26 protein-coding genes are annotated in these 24,817 nt (G+C 61.3%); 18 read left to right on the top strand and 8 right to left on the bottom strand.

Features of this window, described 5'->3' with window-relative positions; genetic code table 11:
* Window positions 1–266 precede the first annotated feature (266 nt).
* The 13 genes from urtB (at window position 267) to ureC (ending at window position 11,128) form a co-directional block, all read left to right on the top strand.
* The gene (gene urtB, locus ACQZ40_RS14210; RefSeq protein ID WP_448748195.1) at window positions 267–1,880 is read left to right on the top strand and encodes an urea ABC transporter permease subunit UrtB; all 1,614 of its coding nucleotides are present in this window, start codon (window positions 267–269) and stop codon (window positions 1,878–1,880) included.
* The gene (gene urtC / locus ACQZ40_RS14205; protein WP_448748194.1) at window positions 1,877–3,052 is read left to right on the top strand and encodes an urea ABC transporter permease subunit UrtC; all 1,176 of its coding nucleotides are present in this window, start codon (window positions 1,877–1,879) and stop codon (window positions 3,050–3,052) included. The genes urtB and urtC overlap by 4 nt, the downstream gene beginning before the upstream one ends.
* 7 nt (window positions 3,053–3,059) lie before the next feature.
* Window positions 3,060–3,821 (top strand): urea ABC transporter ATP-binding protein UrtD, encoded by a 762-nt coding sequence (urtD, locus tag ACQZ40_RS14200; protein ID WP_020808761.1) that lies wholly within the window; start codon window positions 3,060–3,062, stop codon window positions 3,819–3,821.
* Window positions 3,822–4,017: 196 nt separating this feature from the next.
* Window positions 4,018–4,713: an urea ABC transporter ATP-binding subunit UrtE gene (urtE, locus tag ACQZ40_RS14195; protein ID WP_031233384.1), complete on the top strand. Its 696-nt coding sequence runs from the start codon at window positions 4,018–4,020 to the stop codon at window positions 4,711–4,713.
* Between the two features lie 255 nt (window positions 4,714–4,968).
* Window positions 4,969–6,222 carry an alpha/beta hydrolase family esterase gene (locus tag ACQZ40_RS14190; protein ID WP_448748193.1) on the top strand — a complete coding sequence of 418 codons (1,254 nt, stop codon included), beginning with the start codon at window positions 4,969–4,971 and terminating at the stop codon, window positions 6,220–6,222.
* Window positions 6,129–6,980 (top strand): urease accessory protein UreD, encoded by an 852-nt coding sequence (locus ACQZ40_RS14185; RefSeq protein WP_448748192.1) that lies wholly within the window; start codon window positions 6,129–6,131, stop codon window positions 6,978–6,980. The genes ACQZ40_RS14190 and ACQZ40_RS14185 overlap by 94 nt, the downstream gene beginning before the upstream one ends.
* Window positions 6,981–7,085: 105 nt before the next feature.
* The gene (locus tag ACQZ40_RS14180) at window positions 7,086–7,388 is read left to right on the top strand and encodes an urease subunit gamma (protein ID WP_003520609.1); all 303 of its coding nucleotides are present in this window, start codon (window positions 7,086–7,088) and stop codon (window positions 7,386–7,388) included.
* An 11-nt stretch (window positions 7,389–7,399) separates the two neighbouring features.
* Complete coding sequence (locus tag ACQZ40_RS14175) at window positions 7,400–7,657, top strand: DUF1272 domain-containing protein (RefSeq protein WP_065655123.1); 258 nt, start codon at window positions 7,400–7,402, stop codon at window positions 7,655–7,657.
* An 18-nt stretch (window positions 7,658–7,675) separates the two neighbouring features.
* Entirely contained in the window at window positions 7,676–7,981 is a 306-nt protein-coding gene (locus tag ACQZ40_RS14170; protein WP_003520607.1) for an urease subunit beta, read from the top strand.
* Between the two features lies 1 nt (window position 7,982).
* Window positions 7,983–8,339 carry a GFA family protein gene (locus tag ACQZ40_RS14165; RefSeq protein ID WP_065655122.1) on the top strand — a complete coding sequence of 119 codons (357 nt, stop codon included), beginning with the start codon at window positions 7,983–7,985 and terminating at the stop codon, window positions 8,337–8,339.
* A 9-nt stretch (window positions 8,340–8,348) separates the two neighbouring features.
* Window positions 8,349–8,765 carry a lysozyme inhibitor LprI family protein gene (locus tag ACQZ40_RS14160; RefSeq protein WP_448748191.1) on the top strand — a complete coding sequence of 139 codons (417 nt, stop codon included), beginning with the start codon at window positions 8,349–8,351 and terminating at the stop codon, window positions 8,763–8,765.
* A 4-nt stretch (window positions 8,766–8,769) separates the two neighbouring features.
* Complete coding sequence (locus ACQZ40_RS14155) at window positions 8,770–9,414, top strand: Urease operon accessory protein (protein WP_080856705.1); 645 nt, start codon at window positions 8,770–8,772, stop codon at window positions 9,412–9,414.
* Window positions 9,415–9,418: 4 nt separating this feature from the next.
* On the top strand, window positions 9,419–11,128 hold the full coding sequence (gene ureC, locus ACQZ40_RS14150) for an urease subunit alpha (protein ID WP_448748190.1): 1,710 nt from the start codon (window positions 9,419–9,421) through the stop codon (window positions 11,126–11,128).
* A gap of 18 nt (window positions 11,129–11,146) precedes the next feature.
* Here ureC and ACQZ40_RS14145 read toward each other — a convergent pair whose 3' ends face one another.
* Both ACQZ40_RS14145 and ACQZ40_RS14140 read right to left on the bottom strand, forming a co-directional pair.
* Window positions 11,147–11,473: a hypothetical protein gene (locus tag ACQZ40_RS14145; RefSeq protein WP_065655119.1), complete on the bottom strand. Its 327-nt coding sequence runs from the start codon at window positions 11,471–11,473 to the stop codon at window positions 11,147–11,149.
* Entirely contained in the window at window positions 11,470–11,973 is a 504-nt protein-coding gene (locus tag ACQZ40_RS14140) for a hypothetical protein (protein WP_065655118.1), read from the bottom strand. Before ACQZ40_RS14140 ends, ACQZ40_RS14145 begins: the two co-directional genes overlap by 4 nt.
* Window positions 11,974–12,196: 223 nt before the next feature.
* Here ACQZ40_RS14140 and ACQZ40_RS14135 point away from each other — a divergent pair, with 223 nt between their 5' ends.
* From ACQZ40_RS14135 to aidB, 5 genes are all read left to right on the top strand, one after another.
* Window positions 12,197–12,733: a peroxiredoxin gene (locus tag ACQZ40_RS14135; protein ID WP_003520599.1), complete on the top strand. Its 537-nt coding sequence runs from the start codon at window positions 12,197–12,199 to the stop codon at window positions 12,731–12,733.
* A 235-nt stretch (window positions 12,734–12,968) separates the two neighbouring features.
* Window positions 12,969–13,454 (top strand): urease accessory protein UreE, encoded by a 486-nt coding sequence (gene ureE, locus ACQZ40_RS14130; protein WP_003520598.1) that lies wholly within the window; start codon window positions 12,969–12,971, stop codon window positions 13,452–13,454.
* Between the two features lie 3 nt (window positions 13,455–13,457).
* Window positions 13,458–14,129, top strand: coding sequence for an urease accessory protein UreF (locus ACQZ40_RS14125; protein ID WP_162934114.1), 672 nt, complete (start codon window positions 13,458–13,460; stop codon window positions 14,127–14,129).
* An 89-nt stretch (window positions 14,130–14,218) separates the two neighbouring features.
* Window positions 14,219–14,830 (top strand): urease accessory protein UreG, encoded by a 612-nt coding sequence (ureG, locus tag ACQZ40_RS14120; protein WP_003520595.1) that lies wholly within the window; start codon window positions 14,219–14,221, stop codon window positions 14,828–14,830.
* 3 nt (window positions 14,831–14,833) lie between these two features.
* On the top strand, window positions 14,834–15,658 hold the full coding sequence (aidB, locus tag ACQZ40_RS14115; protein WP_448748189.1) for an AidB family quorum-quenching N-acyl homoserine lactonase: 825 nt from the start codon (window positions 14,834–14,836) through the stop codon (window positions 15,656–15,658).
* Between the two features lie 72 nt (window positions 15,659–15,730).
* On the opposite strand, the gene ACQZ40_RS14110 is transcribed toward aidB, so the two are convergent.
* The 6 genes from ACQZ40_RS14110 to ACQZ40_RS14085 all read right to left on the bottom strand — a co-directional run bounded on the left by ACQZ40_RS14110 (window position 15,731) and on the right by ACQZ40_RS14085 (window position 24,730).
* Window positions 15,731–16,420 (bottom strand): Crp/Fnr family transcriptional regulator, encoded by a 690-nt coding sequence (locus tag ACQZ40_RS14110; protein ID WP_078051694.1) that lies wholly within the window; start codon window positions 16,418–16,420, stop codon window positions 15,731–15,733.
* Window positions 16,421–16,888: 468 nt separating this feature from the next.
* Complete coding sequence (locus tag ACQZ40_RS14105; protein WP_174036390.1) at window positions 16,889–20,209, bottom strand: efflux RND transporter permease subunit; 3,321 nt, start codon at window positions 20,207–20,209, stop codon at window positions 16,889–16,891.
* 13 nt (window positions 20,210–20,222) lie between these two features.
* The gene (locus ACQZ40_RS14100; RefSeq protein ID WP_003520590.1) at window positions 20,223–21,416 is read right to left on the bottom strand and encodes an efflux RND transporter periplasmic adaptor subunit; all 1,194 of its coding nucleotides are present in this window, start codon (window positions 21,414–21,416) and stop codon (window positions 20,223–20,225) included.
* Window positions 21,417–21,972: 556 nt separating this feature from the next.
* Entirely contained in the window at window positions 21,973–22,965 is a 993-nt protein-coding gene (locus ACQZ40_RS14095) for an ABC transporter substrate-binding protein (RefSeq protein ID WP_080856701.1), read from the bottom strand.
* A 20-nt stretch (window positions 22,966–22,985) separates the two neighbouring features.
* Window positions 22,986–23,858 (bottom strand): ABC transporter permease, encoded by an 873-nt coding sequence (locus ACQZ40_RS14090; protein WP_174039599.1) that lies wholly within the window; start codon window positions 23,856–23,858, stop codon window positions 22,986–22,988.
* Window positions 23,855–24,730: an ABC transporter permease gene (locus ACQZ40_RS14085; protein ID WP_065655111.1), complete on the bottom strand. Its 876-nt coding sequence runs from the start codon at window positions 24,728–24,730 to the stop codon at window positions 23,855–23,857. The genes ACQZ40_RS14090 and ACQZ40_RS14085 overlap by 4 nt, the downstream gene beginning before the upstream one ends.
* Window positions 24,731–24,817 lie beyond the last annotated feature (87 nt).

The raw sequence follows: 24,817 nt of genomic DNA, 5'->3' as shown, positions 1-24,817 counted from the left end.
CGGTTGGTTGCCGCCCTCTTTGGTGGGGGCGGTTTTCTCATTGGAAACTGAACAAGAATTACCCCCCCTCTGCCCTGCCGGGCATCTCCCCCTCAAGGGGGGAGATCGGCAAGATGCTTTTTCGCCGCTTCATTCTCCAACATCGAGATGGGCGAGACCTCGCCACAGGTCGATCTCCCCCCTTGAGGGGGAGATGCCCGGCAGGGCAGAGGGGGGTAAGCGGCATATTCAGGTCGCACAAAATTAAAACGCCCAAGGAACCCGACATGACGATCCGATCTTTTCTCGGAGCCATCTTCCTCTGGCTCACCCTGGGGATCGCAGCCCAATCCGTCGCGCAAAGCGAACCCAAGGCGCTGATCGACCAGCTCGGCACGGCGGATTTCAAGCAGGCCGAAGTGCTGATCGGGCAGATTGCCGCCACGGGCGATGCGCGTGTCGTGCCGGCGCTCGAGGCTTTTGCGGCGGGCGATCTTTACGTGCGCAAGGCCGACAATCTGGTGTTCATGGCAAAGCCGGCAGGTTCCAATTTTACGCTGATCGACCCGCTGACGGGCGAAAGTGCGGGTGAAGCGCCGAAGGCGGCCGTCAGCAAAATCAAGGTCAACAATAATCTGCGCCGGGTCATCCGCGCCGCACTTGGCGGTCTGACCCTGCTCAGCCCGGAAAAATCCGTGCGGCTTTCCGCGGCAGACGCGGTTCTGAAAGCGCCGAGCGCGGAAAATCTCGAATTGCTGGAAGCGGCCATCGCCAGGGAGGCCGATACTGAGGTGCGGACCCGGATGGAGGAGGCGCGGGCTGTCTCGCTGCTCTCCTCCGAACGGTCGCTCGAACAGAAGAAAGAGGCAATCGCCACCATCAAGAGCCTTGGCGGCCGCGATGCCATCGGCATTCTCATGGCGGCTTCCTCGTCGGTGGATCAGAGCCTGAAACCGGATATCGACAGCGCCATATCGAGCATCGAAAGCTCCCTTGCCTTCTGGGACTATGCGCAGAATGTCTGGTACGGCCTGTCGCTCGGTTCCGTGCTTTTGCTCGCCGCCATCGGCCTTGCCATCACCTTCGGCGTCATGGGCATCATCAATATGGCGCATGGCGAGATGGTGATGATCGGCGCCTATTCCACCTTCATGGTGCAGGAGGTGATCCGCACGCATTTCCCCGGCCTGTTCGACTGGTCGCTGGCGATTGCTCTGCCCGCCGCCTTTCTGGTGACGGCCTTGGTCGGCCTCGTGATGGAGCGCGGTGTCATCCGCTTTCTTTATGGGCGGCCGCTGGAAACGCTTCTCGCCACCTGGGGCATCTCGCTCATCCTGCAACAGGGCGTGCGCTCCATCTTCGGCCCCACCAATCGGGAAGTCGGCAGCCCGAGCTGGATGTCCGGCTCCTTCAGCGTCGGTTATCTCAATTTCACCTGGAACCGGGTGTGGATCGTCTGCTTCTCGCTGTCGGTATTCTTCGCGCTGCTGGTTCTCCTGAAGCGCTCCGCCTTCGGGTTGCAGATGCGCGCCGTGACGCAGAACCGCCGCATGGCCTCTTCCATGGGCATCCGCACCCCCTGGGTGGATGCCTTTACCTTCGCGCTTGGTTCGGGCGTTGCCGGTCTCGCCGGCGTGGCGTTGTCGCAGATCGACAACGTCTCGCCCAATCTCGGCCAGAGCTACATCATCGACAGTTTCATGGTGGTGGTGTTCGGCGGTGTCGGCAATCTCTGGGGAACGCTGGTTGGCGCCCTGTCTCTCGGCGTGCTCAACAAGTTCCTTGAGCCGACGGTGGGCGCCGTACTTGGCAAGATCCTCGTGCTCGTTCTCATCATCCTGTTCATCCAGAAGCGGCCGCGCGGTCTCTTCGCACTCAAGGGAAGGGCGATCGAAGCATGATTACCGGCTTCCTCCTGCGCGCGCTCGACCGCCGCATTTCCATCGCCATCGGCATCATTCTGGCCATCGCCGTGCTGGTGCCAGCCTCCAACCTGCTGCTGCCGGCCGACAGCGCGTTCCGCATTCCGACCTATATCATGTCGATGCTCGGCAAATATCTGGCCTATGCGCTGCTCGCGCTCGCGCTCGATCTCGTCTGGGGTTATTGCGGCATTCTCTCACTTGGCCACGCCGCCTTCTTCGCGCTCGGCGGTTATGCCATGGGCATGTATCTGATGCGGCAGATCGGCACGCGCGGGGTTTATGGCCATCCGGTGCTTCCTGATTTCATGGTGTTCCTCAACTGGAAGGACCTGCCGTGGTTCTGGCAGGGCTTCGACATGTTCTGGTTTGCGGCGCTCATGGTGCTTGTCGTGCCGGGGCTGCTCGCCTTCGTGTTCGGCTGGTTCGCCTTCCGCTCGCGCGTCAACGGCGTTTATCTCTCCATCATCACCCAGGCCATGACCTACGCCCTGCTGCTCGCCTTCTTCCGCAACGACATGGGTTTCGGCGGCAATAATGGCCTGACCGATTTCAAGGATATTCTCGGCTTTTCCGTGCAGGCGGATGGCACGCGGGCCGTGCTGTTCGCCATGACGGCGGTAATGCTTGCGATCTCGCTTTTGATCGCGTCCGGCATCGTCAATTCCAAATTCGGCAAGGTGCTGGTGGGCGTGCGGGATGCCGAAAGCCGGGTGCGCTTCCTCGGTTTCCGGGTGGAAAACATCAAGCTCTTCACCTTCGTCGTCTCGGCCATGATGGCGGGCATTGCCGGCGCCTTGTTCGTGCCGCAGGTGGGCATCATCAATCCCGGCGAATTCTCGCCCGCCAACTCCATCGAAGTGGTGGTGTGGACGGCGGTGGGCGGGCGCGGCACGCTGATCGGGCCGATCATCGGGGCGCTGCTGGTCAACGGCGGAAAAAGCTATTTCACCGGCGCTTTCCCCGAATTCTGGTTGTTTGCGCTGGGTGGGCTGTTCATCGCGGTGACGCTGTTCTTCCCCAAGGGCATCGTCGGCACGCTGCAACACTATCTGGCCCGGCGGCGCGAAAAGCGGGTTACGCTTGCTGCAGGCGAGGCCCAGCCGGGCAATGACAGCGGCTCGACAGTGGCGCAACAGGCGGCGGAGTGAGGCGGACATGAACACGATTTCCGAAAACAGAACCAAAAGCCTGCTTTATCTCGATGGCGTCTCGGTGTCCTTCGATGGTTTCAGGGCGCTCAATTCCCTCTCCTTCGTGGTGGAACCGGGTGAGCTGCGCGCCATTATCGGCCCGAATGGGGCTGGCAAAACGACGATGATGGATATCATCACCGGCAAGACAAGGCCGGATACGGGCACGGTGCTGTTCGAAGACAGCATCGACCTCACCAAAAAGGACGAGGCGGATATCGCCCAGCTTGGCATCGGGCGGAAGTTCCAGAAGCCGACGGTGTTTGAGAGCCATACCGTCTGGGACAATCTGGAACTGGCGCTCAACCGCAAGCGCGGGGTGTTCGCGACGCTGTTTTACCGGCTGACGGAGGAAGACAAGGCCCGCATCGAGGAAATCCTCGCCACCGTGCGCCTCGGCCACCGCCGCGGCGATCTCGCCGCCAACCTCTCGCACGGCCAGAAACAATGGCTGGAAATCGGCATGCTCTTGGCGCAGGAGCCGAAGCTGCTGCTGGTGGATGAGCCGGTGGCCGGCATGACGGATGCGGAAACGGCCGAAACCGCCGTGCTTTTGAAGGAAATCGCCAAGACCCGTTCGGTTGTGGTGGTGGAGCACGACATGGGTTTCATCCGCGAGCTGGGGGTGAAGGTGACGTGCCTTGCCGAAGGTTCCGTGCTGGCTGAAGGGTCGATTGATTTTGTGTCGAACGATCCCAAGGTGATTGAGAATTATCTGGGGCGGTGATGGTGGTGTTTGCGTTCGCCATACCCCCCTCTGCCCTGCCGGGCATCTCCCCCTCAAGGGGGGAGATCGGCAAGCGGCGAAAACTCTGCCCATGGAACGGGCGGGTGCGGCATCTGATCTCCCCCCTTGAGGGGGAGATGCCCGGCAGGGCAGAGGGGGGTAACGCCGCCCACCATACCGCCAATGGAGTTTCACCATGCTGAACGTCGACAACATCAACCTCCACTACGGCGCGGCCCAAGCGCTCCGCGGCGTTTCGCTGACGGCGGAGATGGGCAAGATCACCTGCGTCCTCGGCCGCAACGGGGTGGGCAAAAGCTCGCTGCTGCGGGCCGTTACCGGCCAGCACGCCATCAGTGCCGGGACGATCAGCTTTGAAGGGGCGGCATTGGATGGGCTGGCGCCTTACCACCGGGCCAAGCGCGGCGTCGGCTACGTGCCGCAGGGGCGCGAGATTTTTCCGCTGCTCAGCGTGCAGGAGAATCTCGAAAGCGGCTATGCGCCGCTGCCGCGTAAGGAACGGTTTATCCCGGATGATATTTTCAGCCTGTTTCCGGTACTGCAATCCATGCTGGGAAGACGCGGCGGCGATCTCTCCGGCGGCCAGCAGCAGCAGCTCGCCATCGGCCGGGCGCTGGTGACGCGGCCGAAAATCCTCGTTCTCGACGAGCCGACCGAGGGCATTCAGCCGTCGATCATCAAGGATATCGGACGGGCGATCAAATATCTGCGCGATTCCACCGGCATGGCGATCCTGCTGGTCGAGCAATATCTGGATTTCTGCCGCGAGCTTGCCGATTACGTCTACATCATGGACCGCGGTGAAATCGTGCATCAGGGGCTGGCCGAAACGTTGGATACGCCGGAAGCGCGGCGTCACCTGACAGTATAAATCGAGACTAAAAATGCCGCACGCCGATCACGGCGTGCAAACGGCCGATTAATATTTTGAAAGCCTATGCGTCTCGACATGGCTTTCATGCGCAATTTTAGCATTTCATTGAATAAAAGCCTGTGATATTGGCAGCGAAAATGCTGCATGCGAGACACAGGAAAAGTCTATTCGCACGCTGCGACAGTTGATCCCTTACATTCCACGCACGTCCGACGTATCGTCGGGAAAACCGTGCCCAATAAAGGCGTGTCAATGAATCAAGACTTTGCCATTGGCCGGGCCGCCCGGCTGTTCCGCTCCGCCCGCACCCTTTTTCTGGGTCTTGCGATGTGCGCGAGCGCCGGTGTCGCAGCGTCGGCATCGACCTGCGGTCAGTTGCCCGGACCCGGCATGGAGCCGGGCAGGCATGATTTTTCCATTCTCTCCAACGGTGAAAAACGCGACGGCGTCTATTTTGTTCCCTCGGCCTATGACGGAAAAAAGCCGCTGCCCGTGGTATTCGATTTCCATGGTTCCAACAGCAATCCGCATGGCCAGCTGAACCGCAGCGGCTGGGACAAGCTGGCCGAACGTGACGGTCTGGTGGTGGTGGCGCTGGCCGGCAGCCTGAATGGCGAATTGCCCGGCACCCATGCCTGGAATGTTCCCGGTGTTACCAAGCGTCCGGGCGGGCTGGACGAGGTCGGTTTCATTCGCGATGCCATCACCATGGTGAAGGGTAAGTTCTGTGTGGATGAGGAGCGTTTTTACGGTTCCGGTTATTCCGGCGGCGGGCGCATGCTGTCGCAATTCATCTGCAATGGCAGCGTGGATTTCACCGCTGCCGGTTTCGTCGCTTCGCTGCGCGCGGGTTATCCGCTGGAGACCGAGGGCAAATGGGGACCGGATGCGGCAAGCTGCACGCCGGCGCGGCCGATGTCCATCATCGCCTTTGCGGGGCTGAAGGATCCCGCCAACCCCTATCAGGGCGGCGGCAAGTCCTATTGGCAATATGGCGGCGAGACGGCGCTGAAGCGCTGGGCCGAGATGGATGGCTGCAAGGGCGCCGCCAAAAGCAAGGTGGGCGAAAGTTTTACCGTCAATTCCTATGATGTCTGCAAGGCCGGCGCACGTATTCAGTCCTATGTCATCAACGACTGGGACCACGCCTGGCCGCGCGCCACCATGAAGGCGGAAGTGCTGGCCGCAAGCGCCGTCGTTACCCGCAAGCCGGGCGGCGAACAGACGCCGAAGGCGGAACCGGCCGTGGAGCGCAAGATGCCCACAGGCGAAGTGACGCGCACGGTTGATGCGGCGGAAAGAATGTGGGATTTCTTCCGCAATACGGAAGGGCAGCTGGTCGTGGATGCCGTCGTCAAGAAGGATTGCGGCGCAAAGGCCTCGTCCACTTCCGCAACCGCTTCGGAGACCGCGTGCAGCCAGAACAGCAAGCCATCGGCCCTTCCGGTCGCCAAGACGCTCAACCTGTCCGGCAGCAGCGCGCCCGTGGCAGAGGACGCATTGTAACCAAAGCGGTTGAAGGGCGCAGCCGGCTGGAGGAACTGTTCCAGGAAGGCTGCGCCAAAATCCGCCTGCCGGATACGTTTTCGAACGAAGCCGAAGCCATTCTCATCAATTCCTCCGGCGGCCTGACCGGCGGAGACGAACTTGAATGGCAGGCAGTCGCCGGCGCCGGCACCTCGCTGGTGGTAACCACGCAGGCCTGCGAGAAGGTCTATAAGGCATCCTCCGGCACAGCCACCGTTACCGCCCGGGTTTCCGCCGGGCCGGGCGCCAGATTGCACTGGCTGCCGCAGGAAACAATCCTTTTCGACCGGGCGTCGCTGACCCGCCGGCTGGAAGCCGATCTCGACCGGTCTTCCGAATTCATCGCTGTCGAAGCCGTGCTGCTCGGTCGCCAGGCCATGGGCGAGGCGATGGCGCATGGTCTTTTCCGCGACCGCTGGCGCATTCGCCACGGCGGCAAGCTGGTGCATGCCGAAGAGCTTCTGCTGGAAGGCGAGGTGGCGGCCCTGACCGCGAAACCGGCGGTTCTGGCCGGTCAGGTCGCCTTTGCGACGCTGCTTTATATCGGGCCTCTCTCCGAGGCGCTTCTGCCTAAAATCCGGGCTATTGCCGGGGAAAGCGGCGGCGCCAGCGAATGGCAGGGCAAGCTTGTCGTTCGCGTCTCTGCCGCCGATGGTTTCTCCTTGAGAAAATTGCTTTTTCCGATCATTTCGCTCTTGCGAAACGGCGCGCCAGTGCCGAAAGTCTGGAATCTGTAAACCCTTCGGATCGTCGGCAACCGGCGGCCTTCGGGGTCTGTCAACATGTCGGATCTGCTTGCCGCAACCATGCTTGCGGAACAGGTTCCAAGCTGCGGGACCACGATGAACCTTAGCCCAAGAGAAAAAGACAAGCTGCTGATTTCCATGGCCGCCATGGTGGCGCGCCGCCGGCTGGAACGCGGCGTGAAGCTGAACTATCCCGAAGCGATTGCGCTGATTACCGATTTCGTGGTCGAGGGCGCCCGCGACGGCCGTGCCGTGGCGGAGCTTATGGAAGCCGGCGCGCATGTCATCTCCCGCGACCAGGTGATGGATGGCATTGCCGAGATGATTCACGATGTGCAGGTGGAAGCGACGTTTCCCGATGGCACCAAGCTGGTGACCGTTCACGAACCGATACGGTAAGGAGAGCGAATATGGCGCTGGAGCTTCGGCCCAATTGCGAATGCTGCGACCGCGATCTTGCTCCCGACAGCCGGGATGCGATGATTTGCTCGTTCGAATGCACCTTCTGCGTCGATTGCGTGACGGATGTGCTTCACTGCGCCTGCCCGAATTGCGGCGGTGAGCTGGTTCGCAGGCCCGTTCGCCCGGCGGCGAAACTCGTCAATAATCCCGCGTCGACACGGCGCGTCCTGAAGGCCGAAGGCTGCACGGCGGCCAAAGTTGCTTGAGACAAAAGGGGAAATACCATGAAACCCGGCGAAATCATTGCCGCAGAGGGCAGCATCGAACTCAATGCCGGCCAGCCGACCGTGACCATCGAAGTCGCCAATTCGGGCGACCGGCCGGTGCAGGTGGGCAGCCACTATCATTTCTATGAGACCAATGCGGGTCTCCTGTTCGACCGCGACAAGGCGCGCGGCATGCGCCTCGATATTCCGGCCGGCACGGCGGTTCGTTTCGAACCCGGCCAGAAGCGGGAAGTGACGCTGGTGCCGCTTTCCGGCAAGCGCGAGGTTTACGGTTTCCGTCAACAGGTCATGGGGAGGTTATGAAATGGCGACGGCGCATTATCATGGAAGCTGCCAGTGCGGCGATGTGAGCTTCGAGGTCGACGCCGATCTCGATCATACCATCATCTGCAATTGTTCGCGCTGCAAGCGCCTGGGTTCCACACTGGCCTTCGCGCCGCGTGAGAGATTCACGCTGCTTTCCGGCGAGGACAAGCTGGCGGAATATCTCTTCAACAAACACAAGATCCATCATCTTTTCTGCTCCACCTGCGGCATCGAGAGCTTTGCTTATGCCGATGGTCCGGATGGAACGCCGATGGTGGCGGTAAACGCCAACTGTCTCGATGGTGTCGATCCCCGGGCGCTAAAGCCGCAGGCTTTCGATGGCGCGGCGGCCTGAGCGATGGAGATGAGCCGAAAAAACGTCCTTCTGGCGACCGTGCTTCTCTGCGCGACCGCCGGCCTGTCCATGCCGGCCGCCGCGCAGGGCGAGCCGGATTGCAAGGCCCCGCAGACGCAGGCGGACATGACCATCTGCGCCGACAAGGATTACGAAAAGGCCGACAAGCAGTTGAACGTCGAATATCAGAAGCTGCGCAAGCTGCTCACCGAGCGCGACAAGACGGCGGATGCAGACGGTAAGGGTGCGACCGACGCGCTGGTGACCGCCCAGCGTGCCTGGGTAGCGTTTCGTGACGCCAATTGCGCGCTTTCAGGCTTTCAGGCCCGCGGCGGCTCGATGGAACCGATGCTGATTTCCTCCTGCCTCGCCGAAATGAGCGGCAAGCGGGCGGAAGAATTGCGTCAGTTGTCGGAAGGTTTCTGAACGCATGGGGCGGCGCATCACGATCGTCGGAAATGGGGAGCTGCCGCCGGGCGCAGCCCGGCTCATCGACCGTTCGGACATCGTCATCCGCTTCAACGATTGCCGGTCGCTGGGGCTGGGCGGCACGCGCACCGATGTTGTGGCTGTGTGTAACACCGGGCGGCCGGGTCTCGAGATGACCGAGGGAACCGAATGGCGCGAGAGTGACGGTGTGCGGCAGGCCGCCGTCATCTGGTCCGTGCGTGATCCCGCAAAATTTTCCGAAATGGAACCGGACATACGCGCATGCTGGCCGGAGCTGACCGATTTCTGCGCTGATTACACCGAAGGCTTTGCCGCCATCGCCCGGGAAACCGGCAAGGGCCACATCGTCATTCCGCGCGGTGTGCATGAAAGGCTCGATGCCGCGCTCGAAGCCTATGCGCCCGGGCCCTATGTCTGCCCCAGCACCGGTCTTTTTGCCATCGCCCATGTTCTTGAGAGCGTGAGCGACGATGGCGACGAGGTGGCGATTGCCGGTTTCGGCCATCAGGGCTGGAGTGGCCATCCATTCGCTGCCGAACAACAGCTGGTCGAAGCCCTTGCGGGCGAGGGCCGGCTGACACGAATTTCTCCCACATCGATTTTCTCCGCGTCCGAAGGAGCCTGAGCCCATGCCCTACAAGATTTCCCGCGCCGCCTATGCCGGCATGTTCGGCCCGACCGTTGGCGACAAGGTGCGTCTTGCCGATACCGAACTCTTCATCGAGATCGAGAAGGACCACACGATCTATGGCGAGGAAGTGAAATTCGGCGGCGGCAAGGTCATTCGCGACGGCATGGGCCAAAGCCAGGCGACGCGGGCCGAAGGCGCGGTCGATACTGTCATCACCAATGTGGTGATCGTTGACCATAGCGGCATCTACAAGGCGGATGTGGGCCTGAAGAACGGCCGCATTCACGCCATCGGCAAGGCGGGCAACCCGGATACGCAGCCCGGCGTGACGATCATCGTCGGCCCGTCGACCGAGGCGATTGCCGGCGAAGGCAAAATTCTGACGGCTGGCGGCATGGACGCGCATATCCACTACATCTGCCCGCAGCAGATCGAAGAAGCGCTGATGAGCGGTGTGACCTGCATGCTGGGCGGCGGCTCCGGCCCGGCGCATGGCACGCTCGCCACCACCTGCACCGGCGCATGGCACATCGAGCGGATGATAGAAAGCTTCGATGCCTTCCCGATGAATCTGGCGCTGGCCGGCAAGGGCAATGCCTCGCTGCCCGCACCGCTGGAGGAGATGATCCTTGCCGGCGCGTCGTCGCTGAAGCTGCATGAGGACTGGGGCACGACACCCGCCGCCATCGACAATTGCCTGACGGTGGCCGATCAATACGATGTGCAGGTGATGATCCACACCGACACGCTGAACGAAAGCGGTTTCGTGGAAGATACGGTCGCCGCCATCAAGGGCCGCACCATCCATGCCTTCCATACCGAAGGGGCGGGCGGCGGGCACGCGCCTGATATCATCAAGGTCTGTGGCAATCCCAACGTCATTCCGTCTTCCACCAACCCGACACGGCCCTATACCGTCAATACGCTCGCCGAACATCTCGACATGCTGATGGTGTGCCACCACCTGTCGCCGTCCATTCCCGAAGATATCGCCTTTGCCGAAAGCCGCATCCGCAAGGAAACCATCGCGGCGGAGGATATTCTCCATGATATCGGCGCGTTTTCGATCATCTCTTCCGACAGCCAGGCCATGGGCCGCGTCGGCGAAGTGGCGATCCGCACATGGCAGACGGCCGACAAGATGAAGCGCCAGCGCGGCCGCCTGAAGGAAGAGACCGGCGAAAACGACAATTTCCGTGTCCGCCGTTACATCGCCAAATATACGATCAACCCCGCCATCGCCCAGGGTGTCAGCCACGAGATCGGCTCCATCGAAGTCGGCAAGCGCGCCGATCTGGTGTTGTGGAACCCGGCCTTTTTCGGCGTGAAGCCGGAGATGGTGCTGCTCGGCGGCTCGATTGCCGCCGCCCCGATGGGCGATCCGAATGCCTCCATTCCCACGCCGCAGCCGATGCATTACCGGCCGATGTTCGCCGCCTATGGCAAGCTGCGCACCAATTCCTCGGTCACTTTCGTGTCGCAGGCGTCGCTGGATGCGGGCCTTGCCCAGCGCCTCGGCGTCGCCAAGAAGCTGTTGCCGGTGAAGAATGTCCGCGGCGGCATCTCCAAGGCGTCGATGATCCACAATTCGCTCACCCCACATATCGAGGTCGATCCGGAAACCTACGAAGTGCGGGCGGATGGCGAGCTTTTGACCTGCGAACCGGCAACCGTGCTGCCGATGGCGCAGCGTTATTTCCTGTTCTGAGAAACGGCTGCTCCGCGCTCAGATGCACATGAGCGCGGTCAGCAGGCTTGCAATGCCGGCCATGAATAGCCCCATGGCCGCCATTGCGGGGACCTTTATCCTCGGCTGATCGATGATTGCGTCCGCTTCGCCCGCAAGCAGGGTTATGGCTTGCAGAAACAGGTAGAGGCAGAACAGCAAAGAGGCGCTGAAAAACAGGGCGGCTGGGTAAACCAGCCAATTGGAAAGGTCCGGCGTCCTGTTCTTGAAAGTGGCCAGAAGGAGGATCAGCGAAAGCCCGGCGCTGGCGATGATGCGGAAAACCGCCAGCATTTCCTTGGTCGATTCCTTGTTGCCGTCGTTCATTTGGACCGCTTGCGCCACCAGGACAGCCCCAGGATATCTTTCATCAGGTACGGCGGCTCGGTGTGGCTGTTGCGCTTGTCCTGAAATTTTTTCGATGAAGGCAGCTTTTCCTTCTCCGCTTGCCGCTTTGCATAGGTCTCCTCCCAGCAGGCGATGAATTCATCCGCGTGTCTGTAGCCAAGCTCGCAGGGCACTTTTCCGCTGCGCGCCGAGGCGCTGAGCGTTTCCACGTCAATGATGCGATGGGCGAATGCGCCCACCGCACTGGCCTGCAAAGTCACGACTTCATCAATGTACCATGACCGCCATTCGGCGAAACTCTTGCCGTCTACCTTTTCCGCGACCTTCCGCAGCAAGTCTCCATCCATCTTTTCGCAGACATCCGTGACCAGCCCTGCGACGAAGCCACGCAGATTGGAGCATTGCGGGCCGTCGCTATAGTCGAAATAGGCTCTGAGGGTACTGTCGAGATGATTGAGTACGCGATCTTTCAAAATCAATTTCAGTGTCTCCCGTTGGGTGGCGGAATATTACTTAAAAGTGCATTTTTGTAAACTGTACTTTATAGTTGTATCAGGTAGTACATGCCCTGTTTGAATCTCCTTTGAAATCGGGATTTTTATGCTGCACCGCAGCGCGTCTTGCGCTATGGAAACGGCAAAAGAATTCCGCGCGGATCGATCCCAAGCGATCCTCGTAAAACGCCAGAACAGGAGACAAGATATGCTCGGCAAAAAAGTGCCCGCCGTAACCTTCCGCACGCGCGTTCGCGATGAGGCCGTCGGTGGCCCCAACCCGTTCCGTTGGCAGGACATGACCTCCGACGATTATTTCAAGGGCAAGAAGGTCGTCCTGTTTTCGCTGCCCGGCGCCTTCACGCCGACCTGCTCGACCTACCAGCTTCCCGATTTCGAAAAGCTGGCGGGCGAGTTCCGTGCGCTCGGCGTCGATGACATCTATTGCCTGTCGGTCAATGACGCCTTTGTCATGAATGCCTGGGCAAAGGGCCAGAACCTCGAAAACGTCAAGGTCATTCCGGATGGTTCGGGTGAGTTCACCCGCAAGATGGGCATGCTGGTCGCCAAGGACAATCTCGGTTTCGGCATGCGCTCCTGGCGTTACGCCGCCGTCGTCAACGATGGCGTCGTCGAGCAGTGGTTCGAGGAAGAGGGCTATTCGGACAATTGCGAATCCGACCCCTATGGCGTTTCCGCGCCGCAGAACATTCTGGAAAACCTGAAGGCACGCGCTGCGGCCTGATTTTGGTTTTACGGTTTGACGAAGGCCCGGCCGCAATGCCGGGCTTTTTTCGTTTTCTGGGACGTGATTGTCTTTCGCGATGCCGCCTCATCCGCGCACCGTCACCCCGGACGCCTCAAGTCTTTACGCCGGCAATGCCGGCCTTTTTCATACCTTGCATTCATTCACCTTGAAATCACCCCGCCTATCCGGCAAAAATCGGACCCCCAAGACTGTTTCTGAAACGGATCATCCCATGCTGCGCGTCACCTCCTATCATCCGGCCGGAACCCCTGCCGACGAAGCTTCCGGTTATGTCACCCTGGCGCATGACCAGCGGCATCTGCGCCGCAAGCTGCTGCATCTGCAAAATGATGAGATGGTGATGCTGGACCTGAAGGAAGCGGTGCTGTTTGCCCATGGCGATCTTCTGGTGGTGGAGAACGGCGACCTGATCGAGGTTCGCGCGGCGGATGAAAAGCTGTTCGAAATCAAGGCGAAGGACCGCCTTCACCTGATCGAGCTTGCCTGGCATCTGGGCAACCGGCATCTTTCCGCGCAGATTGAGGAAGAGCGTATTCTCATCCTGCGCGACCATGTCATTCGCGCCATGCTGGAAGGTCTGGGCGCCACCGTGCGTGAGGTGGAGGAGCCCTTCCAGCCGGCGCGCGGCGCTTACCACGCCCATGGCGGCCATTCCCATGGGCATGACCACGGGCACCACCATCACGATCACGGCTGAGCCGTGAGTGACGATCGCGGCGTCGCCGCGCTGCTGCGGCTCATGGCCTGGATGTCGCCGGCCTTTCCCGTCGGTGGTTTTTCCTATTCCGGCGGGCTTGAAAAGGCGGTGGAGGATCGTCGCATCGGCGATGCGGCGGCCCTGCGCGACTGGCTCGAAACGCTGCTGCGCCACGGCAGCCTGTGGAACGATGCGGTGTTTCTGGCGCATGCCTGGCGCAGCGCCGGGGATGCGGCCATCTTGAGCGAAACGGCCGATCTGGCGCGGGCGCTGGCCGGTTCGGCGGAGCGATACCGCGAGACGGTGCTTCTGGGCGATGCCTTCGTTGCCGCCGCCGGGGCATGGCCGCATGCGGTTCTTGAGTTGTTGCCGAAAGACGTTCCTTATCCCATCGCCGTCGGCGCGGTTGCCGCCGGTCATGCGGTGCCGCTCAGGGAAACGATTGCCGCCTTTTTGCATGCCGGCGCCTCGCAGATCGTTTCAGCGGGCATCCGCCTCGGGGTCGCGGGACAGAAGGATGGCGTTGCCATTCTGGCCGCAAGCGAGGCGATCATCGCAGAGATGGCGGCGCGGGCGATGCAATCCACGCTCGACGATCTCGGCAGCGCGACGATCATCGCCGATACGGCAGCCATGCGCCATGAAACGCAGGGCACCCGGCTTTTCCGGTCCTGAAAGGGCGGCACGATCCTTGCATATATTGAAGCGTCCCGTTGAGGGACTATGGTGAAACAAGACCAAAGCATATCGAAGGGAACAGAGTGATGAAATCGGGTAATGGGCCGCTGCGCGTCGGCATTGGCGGGCCGGTCGGTTCTGGCAAGACGGCGCTGACGGAAAAGCTCTGCAAGGCGATGAGCGCCGATTATTCGGTCGCCGTCGTCACCAACGATATCTACACCAAGGAAGATGCCGAGGCGCTGGTGCGCATGCAGGCGCTGCCGTCCGAGCGTATCGTCGGGGTCGAGACGGGCGGTTGCCCGCATACGGCCATTCGTGAGGATGCGACGATCAACCTGCAGGCGATTGCCGGGCTCAATGCGCGGTTTCCCGATCTCGATGTGGTCTTCATCGAATCCGGCGGCGACAATCTCGCCGCGACCTTCTCGCCCGATCTGGCCGATATCACCATCTATGTCATCTCGGTCTGCCAGGGTGAGGAAATTCCGCGCAAGGGCGGGCCGGGCATCACCCGCTCGGACCTGCTGGTCATCAACAAGAAGGACCTTGCGCCCTATGTCGGTGCTGACCTCACCGTCATGGACAGCGATGCGACCCGCATGCGCAACGCCATGCCCTTCGTCTTCACCGACATGAAACGCGGCGATGGCGTGGATCGCATCGTCGGTTTTCTGAAAGAGCAGGGCGGTCTCTGAAATATGGCTATCGCCCGCCGTTTCGGTGCTTACGAGGTTTCCCGTTTTGTCGACGGTGTCTACAAGGCGCCGGTCGGCCATCTCATCCATCGTCAGGGCGCCGAAGCGCTGGCTGCGGCCCTTGCCGGCCATCGGGGCGAAACGGTGGATATGGACGTCAACTGCTTCGCGCTGTCCGGGCCTGACGGCATCTGGCTGATCGATGCCGGTTGCGGCACGGCCTGGGGTGAGGCCTATGGCCATGCCCGCGCGGCGATGATTGCCGCCGGGATTCAGCCGGCCGATGTGACGCGTATCATCCTCACCCATATTCATGGCGACCATGCGCTTGGCCTCATCGATGGCGACCGGCCTTATTTTCCCAATGCCGACATATGGGTTCCCGAGGCCGATCTTGGCTTTTTCAGCAGCGCGGAGGCGCGCAAAAGCCTGCCGCCGGCCCGGCAGGGCGGGTTCGACCTTGCCGCGCGGCTGCTAGACATTTGCGGCCCGATGTTGCGGCCGATCCCCATGGGCGCGGTCGCCGAGGGTATCGAGGCAGTCGCCATGCCTGGCCATACACCGGGGCACACCGGTTATCTGATCGGCAATGGCGATGAGCGGCTGTTATTATGGGGCGACGTGCTGCATGTCAGCGAGTTGCAGGTGAGAGATCCCGGCGTCGGTTTCGTCTACGATATCGATTCCGCTCTTGCTTATGAAACACGCCTCAAGGCGCTGGCCGAGGCAGCCGATCATGGCTGGCTGGTTTCCGGCGGTCATCTCGGCGGATTTTTCCGTGTCGAGCGGCAGGGCGACAGCTTCCGTTTTGTGCTGCAGCCGGACTGATTTTCCGATTTCGGGCATGCAGAAGGGCGGAATGCCTGATGGCATCCCGCCCTTCGTCCTCTCCCGGTATTTTCAGATCTGCTTCAGTGCGGCGACGTCATTGACCTGCACGATGCGTCCGCGCACGGTGACGCCAGCCTTTTTCAGTGCCGAAAAGGCCCTCGACAGCGCTTCCGGCGCGAGGCCGAGCTTGCCGGCGAGCAGGCTTTTCTGGAACGGCAGCCGCAGCGAAAAGGATGTCGCGTCGCGCGGGCCCTGATTGATGAGGTAATGGGCGACACGTTGCGGCGCCGTCTGTAGCCGGTCGTTCGCGATGCAATCCATCGTGGCCAGCAGGCTGTTGGACAGGCAGCGCATGACGGCCTTGGCGATGGCCGGCTCCTGATCGATCAGACTGCGGATTCTCGCAAGTTCGAACCGCGCCACGGTGCAGCTTTCCGCCGCCTGCGCGCTGTAGCGATAGGTATCGCTGCCGAAAATCAGGCATTCGTTGAAGGTATCGCCGGGGCCGCTGACGCGCACATCCGCCTCGCGTCCATGCCGGTCCAGCCGGTAAAGCCTGACGTAACCCGACAGTACGCAGTAGAAATGCTGCGCCGCTTCGCCTTCCTTGAAGAGCACATGGCGGGCGTTCACATTGGTGATGGTCGCCGCCTCCATCAGCTTCAACGCCGCCGCATCATCCGCTATCCCGATCAAGGGTGCACGCAGCAGAATGTTCCTGTCCCTGTTGCTCAGCTTCACGGTCTTGTTCACGTCCATCCGGCTCCCGCTCATACCTTTTGCCGGGCTGTCCGAAGCGAGACGAAACCGGGGATGTTCGTGTTCCCGCACGCCTATCTGAAAAGAGCTCATCGCATTATCCTTCGACCGGCAATTCCCGATGCGAGGGAGATTAGCAGTTCACCTGGAAAGCGAATTGATTTCGATCAAACAGAATTGCAGTCGTTACGGGAGGAAATGGTTCGTCCATTCGGGCTTAGAAGCACAGGGGGAATATGGGGCGGGCGAGCGCCGCATATTTCTTCTCCCAGAGGGGGAGAAGGTCGCGGCAGCGGGATGAGGGGGCAAGGCCAGAGATAGATCGAGCGCTAGCCCCCTCATCCGACCCTTCGGGCCACCTTCTCCCCCTCTGGGAGAAGAAACAGGTGGCGACGTTTTGCCCCTTAAACACCCCCAAAAGAAACGCCGGGCACAGGGCCCGGCGTCTCAATCGTTATTCTGCGAGCTTCACTCCGCAGCAAGCGGCGGCAGCCGCAATATGTTGCTGCCCTTGTCCGCGGCCTTGTCGCCGGTGCCCTTTTCCATGCTGGCGACGCGTGCCTCCAGCGAGGAGAGCGCCAGGCTGTTTTCGCGGGCGATCTCCGAGAGTTTTTCGTTGGAGAGGGCCTCTTCCTCCTCTTCCTTCTTGCCGACGAAGCGGCCGAAGAGGTGGGCGAGCAGGCGCGACAGGTCGTCCATGATGAGGAAGAAGGCCGGCACCACGATGAGCGACAGCACCGTCGAGACGATGATGCCGCCGATCACCGCAATCGCCATCGGCGCGCGGAACGAACCGCCTTCGCCGACGCCGAGCGCGGAGGGCAACATGCCCGCCGACATGGCGATGGAGGTCATGATGATCGGGCGGGCGCGCTTGCGGCCGGCCTCGACCATGGCATGCACCCGTTCCATGCCGTGACGGCGCATTTCGATGGCGAAATCCACCAGCAGGATGGCGTTCTTCGTCACGATGCCCATCAGCATCAGGATGCCGATGAGAACGGGCATGGACAGCGCGTTCTGCGTGATGATGAGCGCGACCGCCACGCCGCCGATGGCAAGCGGCAGCGAGAACAGGATGGTGAAGGGCTGGATGACATCCTTGAACAGCAGGATGAGCACCACCAGCACCAGCATCAGACCGAGCAGCATGGCGTTGACGAAGCCCTGCTGCATTTCGCCCTGCACCTTGGCGTCGCCGCTTTCGGCAAGGCGCACACTCGCCGGCAGGTCGGTTTCCGACACGATGCGCTTGAACTCGGCCGTCGATGTATCGAGCGCCGTGCCGAAGGGAACGTCGGAGCCGATGGAGACGACGCGGTTGCGGTCGTTGCGCTTGATCGAGCTTGGACCTTCCGAATAGTCGATATCGGCAACGCTATAGAGCGGCACCAGCGATCCGGAGGCGGTCTTGATCTTCAGCGCGCGGATGGTGGCGAGATCGCGGCGGGTATCGAGCGAGGCCTGCACGCGGATCGGAATCTGCCGGTCATCCAGCGAAATCTTCGTCAGCTGCGCATCGATATCGCCGATGGTGGCGACACGCACGGTCTGCGAAATCTGCTGCGGCGTGATGCCGAGGCGGGCGATCTCATCCTTGCGCGGGCGAATCTGCAGTTCGGGGCGGGGCAACGCACCTTCCGAGCTGACATTGGCAAGGATGGGCGAGGCGCGCAGGCGGCTTTCGAGAATGCCGACGGCGTCGTTCAGGTCCTTCTCGTTCGTCGAGAGGAAGTTGAAGGAGAGCTCGCGTTCCGCACGGTCGTTCAGCTTGATGATGCGGACATCCGGGATGCCGCGCACCTGTGCGAAAATATCCCGTTCCACATCCCATTGCGGACGTGTGCGGCCCTTTTCCTCCACCTTCGGCAAGTATGGGCCGATGAGCGGGATGGAGCCGAGGCCCTTGTTGACCACCAGCTTGAGCAGCGAATGGTCGATGTGCTGGAGGATGACGTTGACGGTGGCGCGGCGAAGCTCCAGATCGCCCTTGGGCGAAGCGCCGCCGAGGATGAAGACGCTTTCGACGCCGTTGATGTCACGCAGGGCATGATAAATCTGCGTCGTCGTGCGGTCGGTTTCGTCGAGCGTCGCATTGGGCGGCAGTTCCACCGAAAGCGTCACGCGCGAGGCGTCGTCCGGCGGCAGGAAGCTGCCCGGAACGCCGGCAAGCAGAATGACGGAAGCGACGAGGAAGCCGATGGCGCCGAGCAGCGTCAGATAGCGCGCCCACCACTTGCGGGTGGTGGCGGTTACCATGCGCGTATAGGCCTTCATCAACCGGCTGTCATTGTCGTGGTGATCGTCCATCGCATCTTCGGCGCGCATCAGATAGGCCGCCATCAACGGTGTGATGAGGCGGGCCACGGCGAGCGAGAAGAACACCGAGAAGGCGACGGTGAGGCCGAACTGGATGAAGTACTGGCCAGGAATGCCGGGCATGAACGACACCGGCACGAAGACCGCGATGATGGTGAAGCTGGTGGCGATGACGGCGAGGCCGATTTCATCCGCCGCTTCCAGCGCCGCCCGATAGGGCGTCTTGCCCATCTTGATATGGCGGGCGATGTTCTCGATTTCCACGATGGCGTCGTCGACGAGAATACCCGTGGCGAGCGTGAGCGCCAGGAAGCTGACGAGGTTGAGCGAGAAGCCCATGATGTCCATGATCCAGAAGGTCGGGATCGCGGAAAGCGGCAGCGCCACGGCGGCAATCAGGGTCGCGCGCCAGTTGCGCAGGAAGAGCAGGACGACGATGACGGCGAGGATCGCGCCTTCGATCAGCGTGTCGAGCGCGGCCTTGTAGTTGCCATAGGTGAAATAAACGGCGTCATCGACCATTTCGATCGACACATCCGGATGATTCTTGCGCACTTCATTGAGGCTTGCCGCCACGGTTTCGGCGACCGAGACCTCGCTTGCGCCCTTTGAGCGGAACACCGCGAAGGTGACGGCGGGATTGCCGTTGAAGCGCGAGAAGGATTTCTGCTCCTCATAGGTGTCGGTGACCGTGCCGAGTTCGGAAAGCTTGACGAAACGACCGTTGGAAAGCGCAATCGTGGTATTGGCAAGCTGGCTCACATCGCGCGTATCGCCGAGCGTGCGGATGGTCTGTTCGTTGCCGCCAACCTGGCCTCGGCCCGAGCCGAGATCGACGTTCGTACCGCGCAGCTGGCTGTTCACCTCGGTGGCGGTGATGCCATAGGCGTCGAGCTTTTCGGGGCTCAGCGACACGCGCACTTCGCGGTCGGCGCCGCCGTAACGGTCGACCTTGCCGATGCCGGACTGGCCCTGGAGCGAACGCTTGATCGTGTCATCCACGAACCAGGACAGTTCTTCCAGCGTCATGTTGGGCGAAGAGACGGCAAACGTCTGGATCGCCTGTCCCTCGACGTCGATCTTGCTGACGACGGGCACTTCGATATCGGCGGGCAGATCGCTGCGGATCTTGTCGATGGCGTCCTTGGTGTCCTGAACCGCTTCTTCCGTCGGCTTTTCGATGCGGAAGACAACCGTTGTCGTCGACTGTCCGTCGACCACTGTGGACTGGATTTCGTCGACGCCGCTGATGGCGGCGACGGCGTCCTCGATCTCCTTCGTCACCTGCATTTCCAGCTCGGAGGGCGAAGCGCCGCTCTGGGTCACGGTCACGGCCACGACGGGAACGTCGATATTCGGAAAACGGGTGATGGGCAGGGTGTTGAACGCCTGCATGCCGAGGATCATCAAAAGCGCGAAGCCGAGCAGCGGCGCAATCGGGTTACGGATTGACCATGCGGAAAAGTTCATCTCATTCCCTCAGTCAGTTGGACGCAGCCGTCTGGGCTTCCACCGGTCTTATCCGGTCACCATCACGCACGAATGCTCCAGCTTTCTCGACAACCTTGTCTCCAGCGGCAAGACCGCTGACAATCTCGATAAAACCGCCGTCTTCGATGCCGGTCTCGATCTTCACCTGCTTGACGACGTCGCCTTCCACCTTGCGGGTGGTCGAGCCTTCACGCCCTGAGGTGACGGCCGACAGCGGCAAAGCGAGCGCATTCGTCTCCTCGACGATGATCGCCGCGCTGGCATACATGCCGGAACGCGCCGGGCTGTCGGTCGGCAGAACCACATGCACGGAGCCGAGGCGCGTCGTCGGGTCGACGGTGGGTGAAACGAGGCGCACCTTGCCTTCTATTTTCTCAGCTCCGCCGGCAACCGTCAAATAGGCTTTCTGGCCTGCCTTGACCTTCTGGATATCGGTCTCGGAGAGATCGGCGACGAGTTCTATCGCGCCGTCCTTGATGACGGTGAACAGCGGATTTCCCGCACCGCTGGCGATTGCGCCAACCTTGGCGTTCTTGGCGGATACGATGCCGGCGACCGGGGTTTTCACGCCGGTGCGCGTCAGCTTCAGATCGATGTCGTCGATCTGCGCGTCGACGACCTTGATGTCGGCCTCGCCGGCGGAAACGGCCTGTTTGGCCGCATCGAGGCGGGCCTGCGCCACCTGCGCGGCCGCTTCGGTCTTTTCCGTCTCGGAGACGGAGCCGGAGCCGCTCTGGCCGAGCTTTGCAGCGCGGTCGCGCTGGCGAAGGGCGTCATTGAGATTGGCCTGCGCTTCCAGCACCTGGGCTTTCGACTGGGTGACGGAGGCTTCGGCCTTGGCCTTGTTGGCCTCAAGCTGGCTCTTTTGCAGCACGAGGCTGTCGGAGGACAGCACGGCCAGAACCGCATTCGCTTCCACCCGGTCGCCGATATCGGCATTCAGCGTGTCGATCGACAGGCCGTCGACCAGCGGCTGGACGTAAATCTCGTCCACGGGGCGGATCGTGCCGGTGGCGATGATGCGGTCCACGAGATCGCGTTTTGCCGCATGGGCGACGATGATGGAAGGCAGGTTCTGCTGTTTGACCGGCGCCTGCGCCTCTCCCTCGGCGGCTGCGGAGAGGGGAAGCGCCGTTGCGGAAAGAAGAAGGAATACAAAGCGGTTAAACGTGACTTTATGCTGCATGTGTCTTGGCTCGCGCAATATCCGATCACATGTCCTGCAGCCCCAGGGCTCAATTAGAAGGTCATGCGATAGCGAATGTGAAACAAGGGATCACAATACTTCCTTTTCGATCCTCCCGATTCAAACGCCCCTCAACGCGAATCTTAAGCACCTTTGCCCTGTGCTTATTTTACAAGATCAAATTTGGCAGTCTTGTGGGCGGGACTGTAATTCTTGTTGTCGTACAAATCAATCCGCATAGCCGCGATGGTTGATATACATTTTTGTATAGGTCGGGATATTGTAATTCGTCAAATGGGTTACCAGCGAAATGGGCGCATTTCGGCAAAGCCTCCAAAAGAAGATCGACGCCAGATGGGAAATCGAGTTAAGCGATTCTCACCGACGTCATCTTCGGCCTTGTGCCGAGGATCTGCAACGTTTTGATTTTGTTGACGTGGTTAGATCCTTGGGACAAGCCCAAGGATGACGTCGAGAGAATTGTCGCCCTGGTACGAATCATAAATCAGAACGCGCGGACCTCCCGCGCGCTCCATTATCTAGGCGTCACTTCGAACTATTTCAGCGCCGCATCGGTGATTTCGGTGGTGTAGGCGCCTGTCGGTTCCTTGGTAATGACCGGGTCGGAACCGCCGCCCAGCAGCGTCTTGACCGTGCGGTCATAGTCCGCCTTGTCGAGTGCGCCCTTCGAACCGGCGGTGAGTTTTGCCACTTCGCCCATCATGCGCTTCTGGTGTTTTTCGGTCTGGGCGCCGGAGGCGTCGTTTTCAAGAACGATATCGGCGGCGTCGTCAGGGTTTTCTTCGGCCCATTTCCAGCCCTTCATGGAAGCGCGGACGAATTTGACCATGTCTTCCTTGAACTTGGCGTCCTTCAGCTTGTCTTCCAGAACGTAAAGCCCGTCTTCCAGCGTCGCCACGCCTTCCGCCTCGTATTTAAAGGTGACGAGTTCCGCCGGCTTGATGCCGGCATCGATGACCTGCCAATATTCATTATAGGTCATGGTGGAAATGCAGGCGGCCTGCTTTTGCAGCAGCGGATCGACATTGAAGCCCTGTTTGAGAACAGTCACGCCGTCGGCGCCGCCGGTTGTCGGGATTTTCAGGTGCGCCATCCAGGACAGGAACGGGTATTCATTGCCGAAGAACCAGACGCCCAGCGTCTTGCCCTTGAAATCCTCCGGCTTGGTGATGCCGGTTTCTTTCAGGCAGGTCAGCATCATGCCTGACGATTTGAACGGCTGGGCGATATTGACCAGCGGCACGCCCTTTTCGCGGGTGGCGAGTGCGGATGGCATCCAGTCGACGATGACGTCCGCACCGCCGCCGGCCAGAACCTGCGCGGGTGCAATGTCCGGGCCGCCGGGCTTGATGTCGACATCGAGGCCTTCGGCTTCGTAAAAACCCTTGTCCTTGGCGACGTAATATCCGGCGAACTGCGCCTGGGTCACCCATTTGAGTTGAAGGGTGATCTTGTCGGCGGCCTGCGCGCTGAATGCCGTCATCACTGACGCGCCGGCAAGAAGCATGGATGCAAGTTTCATTTTCATCGCTGTTCCCTTTTTCGTTATTACGTTCGTCCCCCACGGACGGACGGATGCCAGAAGGTGACGGCCCGCTCTGCGAGCGCCACGAGACCATAAAAGCCGGAGCCGGCGAGTGCTGCGACCGCGATTTCGGCCCAGACCATATCGACATTGCTGCGGCCCATTTCCGCCGAGATGCGGAAACCCATGCCGACGATGGGCGTGCCGAAGAATTCCGCGACGATGGCGCCGATCAGCGCCAGCGTGGAATTGATCTTCAACGCGTTGAAGATGAACGGCCAGGCGGCGGGCAGGCGCAGCTTCAGCAACGTCTGCCACCAGCCAGCGGCATAGGTGCGCATCAGGTCGCGTTCCATGTGGCTGGAAGCGGCAAGCCCCTGAACCGTGTTCACCAGCATGGGGAAGAAGGTCATGATGACAACGACGGCGACTTTCGACTGCCAGTCGAAGCCGAACCACATGACCATGATGGGTGCTACGCCGACGACCGGCAGAGCCGAGACGAAATTGCCGATGGGCAGCAGCCCGCGCTGGAGGAAAGGCGAGCGGTCGATGAGGATGGCGACGGCAAAGCCGAGGCCGCAGCCCAGCACATAGCCCGTCAGTACCGATTTGATGAAGGTCTGGCGGAAATCCGCCCAGAGGATCGGCAGGGAGCCGGCGAGCCGTACGAGGATGGCGCTTGGGGCGGGCAGCAGAATGCGCGGCACGGAAAAACCGCGCACCACGCCTTCCCACAACGCGAGGATGGCCAGCCCGAAGAGGAGCGGCACGGCGATGCGGCCGATGCGCTTTGCCGCTGGCGTGGAGACGTGGCGGCGCACCAGCCATTCGTTGAAGGCCCAGGCGGCAAACCAGAACAGGATCGCGCCGAAAAACCAGCCGGGATGGGTCATGGCCGGGCTCCCATTCTCTTGAGGACGGCGGCATGGGCGATGCCGATGATGGATACCAGCAGCGCAGCCACACCGGCGGCCATGAACAGCGCCGCCCATATCTGCACCGTCTGGCCGTAATAGGAACCGGAAAGCAGACGCGCGCCAAGCCCGGCAACGGCGCCTGTCGGCAATTCACCGACGATGGCGCCGACCAGCGCAATGGCGACGGCGATCTTCAGCGAGGTGAAGAGATAGGGCAGCGCCGCGGGCCAGCGCAGCTTCCAGAATATCTGGCCGGGCGAGGCATTATAGGTGTGCATCAGGTCGAGCTGGATCGTCTCCGGGCTTCGGAGACCCTTCACCATGCCGACGACGATGGGAAAGAAGGAAAGATAGGTGGAGATCAGCGCCTTCGGCAGCAGCCCGGAAATGCCGATGGAGTTCAGGACGACGATGATCATCGGCGCGACGGCGAGGATCGGAATGGTCTGGCTGGCGATGATCCACGGCATGACGGAGCGGTCCATGGCGCGGTTATGCACGATGGCGACGGCAAGCAGGATGCCGAGTACCGCACCGATGGCGAAACCGAGCAGCGTGGCCGAGAGCGTAACGCCGGCGTGGTAAATGAGGCTGCGCTTGGAGGTGATGGCCTTGTTGACCGTGGTGTCCCACAATTCTGCGGCAATCTGGTGCGGGGCGGGGAGAACCGGACGCTCCTGGACAAAGGTTTGCGGCAGGAGCTCGAAGAAGCCCGGTGTTTGACCGGCGCGGGTGGCCTGATCGCGGGCGAAGGGCATGTTGAGGTAGACGACCGCGAGGTGCCAGAGGATGAGGATGGCGAGGAGGACGGTGAGGATGGGGAGGATGCGGTGGCGGAGGAGGGTCATGGGTTTTCGCTCCGCCGCTTTTGCCGCGGGTGGGGTTTAGCGGTGCCTTGTGGGTGTGGCTTACCCCCCTCTGCCCTGCCGGGCATC

The sequence above is a fragment of the Agrobacterium sp. 16-172Ci genome (assembly GCF_053522725.1).
The sequence above is the reverse complement of the archived record's forward strand: the minus strand, read 5'-3'. Positions and strand labels throughout refer to the sequence as shown.

What these genes read in the sequence shown, in the direction of transcription:
- urtB (WP_448748195.1), top strand. Translation starts at nt 267, where the DNA reads ATGACGATCCGATCTTTTCTCGGAGCCATCTTCCTCTGGCTCACCCTG.
- urtC (WP_448748194.1), top strand. Translation starts at nt 1,877, where the DNA reads ATGATTACCGGCTTCCTCCTGCGCGCGCTCGACCGCCGCATTTCCATC.
- urtD (WP_020808761.1), top strand. Translation starts at nt 3,060, where the DNA reads ATGAACACGATTTCCGAAAACAGAACCAAAAGCCTGCTTTATCTCGAT.
- urtE (WP_031233384.1), top strand. Translation starts at nt 4,018, where the DNA reads ATGCTGAACGTCGACAACATCAACCTCCACTACGGCGCGGCCCAAGCG.
- ACQZ40_RS14190 (WP_448748193.1), top strand. Translation starts at nt 4,969, where the DNA reads ATGAATCAAGACTTTGCCATTGGCCGGGCCGCCCGGCTGTTCCGCTCC.
- ACQZ40_RS14180 (WP_003520609.1), top strand. Translation starts at nt 7,086, where the DNA reads ATGAACCTTAGCCCAAGAGAAAAAGACAAGCTGCTGATTTCCATGGCC.
- ACQZ40_RS14175 (WP_065655123.1), top strand. Translation starts at nt 7,400, where the DNA reads ATGGCGCTGGAGCTTCGGCCCAATTGCGAATGCTGCGACCGCGATCTT.
- ACQZ40_RS14170 (WP_003520607.1), top strand. Translation starts at nt 7,676, where the DNA reads ATGAAACCCGGCGAAATCATTGCCGCAGAGGGCAGCATCGAACTCAAT.
- ACQZ40_RS14165 (WP_065655122.1), top strand. Translation starts at nt 7,983, where the DNA reads ATGGCGACGGCGCATTATCATGGAAGCTGCCAGTGCGGCGATGTGAGC.
- ACQZ40_RS14160 (WP_448748191.1), top strand. Translation starts at nt 8,349, where the DNA reads ATGAGCCGAAAAAACGTCCTTCTGGCGACCGTGCTTCTCTGCGCGACC.
- ACQZ40_RS14155 (WP_080856705.1), top strand. Translation starts at nt 8,770, where the DNA reads ATGGGGCGGCGCATCACGATCGTCGGAAATGGGGAGCTGCCGCCGGGC.
- ureC (WP_448748190.1), top strand. Translation starts at nt 9,419, where the DNA reads ATGCCCTACAAGATTTCCCGCGCCGCCTATGCCGGCATGTTCGGCCCG.
- ACQZ40_RS14145 (WP_065655119.1), bottom strand. Translation starts at nt 11,473, where the DNA reads ATGAACGACGGCAACAAGGAATCGACCAAGGAAATGCTGGCGGTTTTC.
- ACQZ40_RS14135 (WP_003520599.1), top strand. Translation starts at nt 12,197, where the DNA reads ATGCTCGGCAAAAAAGTGCCCGCCGTAACCTTCCGCACGCGCGTTCGC.
- ureE (WP_003520598.1), top strand. Translation starts at nt 12,969, where the DNA reads ATGCTGCGCGTCACCTCCTATCATCCGGCCGGAACCCCTGCCGACGAA.
- ureG (WP_003520595.1), top strand. Translation starts at nt 14,219, where the DNA reads ATGAAATCGGGTAATGGGCCGCTGCGCGTCGGCATTGGCGGGCCGGTC.
- aidB (WP_448748189.1), top strand. Translation starts at nt 14,834, where the DNA reads ATGGCTATCGCCCGCCGTTTCGGTGCTTACGAGGTTTCCCGTTTTGTC.
- ACQZ40_RS14110 (WP_078051694.1), bottom strand. Translation starts at nt 16,420, where the DNA reads ATGGACGTGAACAAGACCGTGAAGCTGAGCAACAGGGACAGGAACATT.
- ACQZ40_RS14105 (WP_174036390.1), bottom strand. Translation starts at nt 20,209, where the DNA reads ATGAACTTTTCCGCATGGTCAATCCGTAACCCGATTGCGCCGCTGCTC.
- ACQZ40_RS14100 (WP_003520590.1), bottom strand. Translation starts at nt 21,416, where the DNA reads ATGCAGCATAAAGTCACGTTTAACCGCTTTGTATTCCTTCTTCTTTCC.
- ACQZ40_RS14095 (WP_080856701.1), bottom strand. Translation starts at nt 22,965, where the DNA reads ATGAAAATGAAACTTGCATCCATGCTTCTTGCCGGCGCGTCAGTGATG.
- ACQZ40_RS14090 (WP_174039599.1), bottom strand. Translation starts at nt 23,858, where the DNA reads ATGACCCATCCCGGCTGGTTTTTCGGCGCGATCCTGTTCTGGTTTGCC.
- ACQZ40_RS14085 (WP_065655111.1), bottom strand. Translation starts at nt 24,730, where the DNA reads ATGACCCTCCTCCGCCACCGCATCCTCCCCATCCTCACCGTCCTCCTC.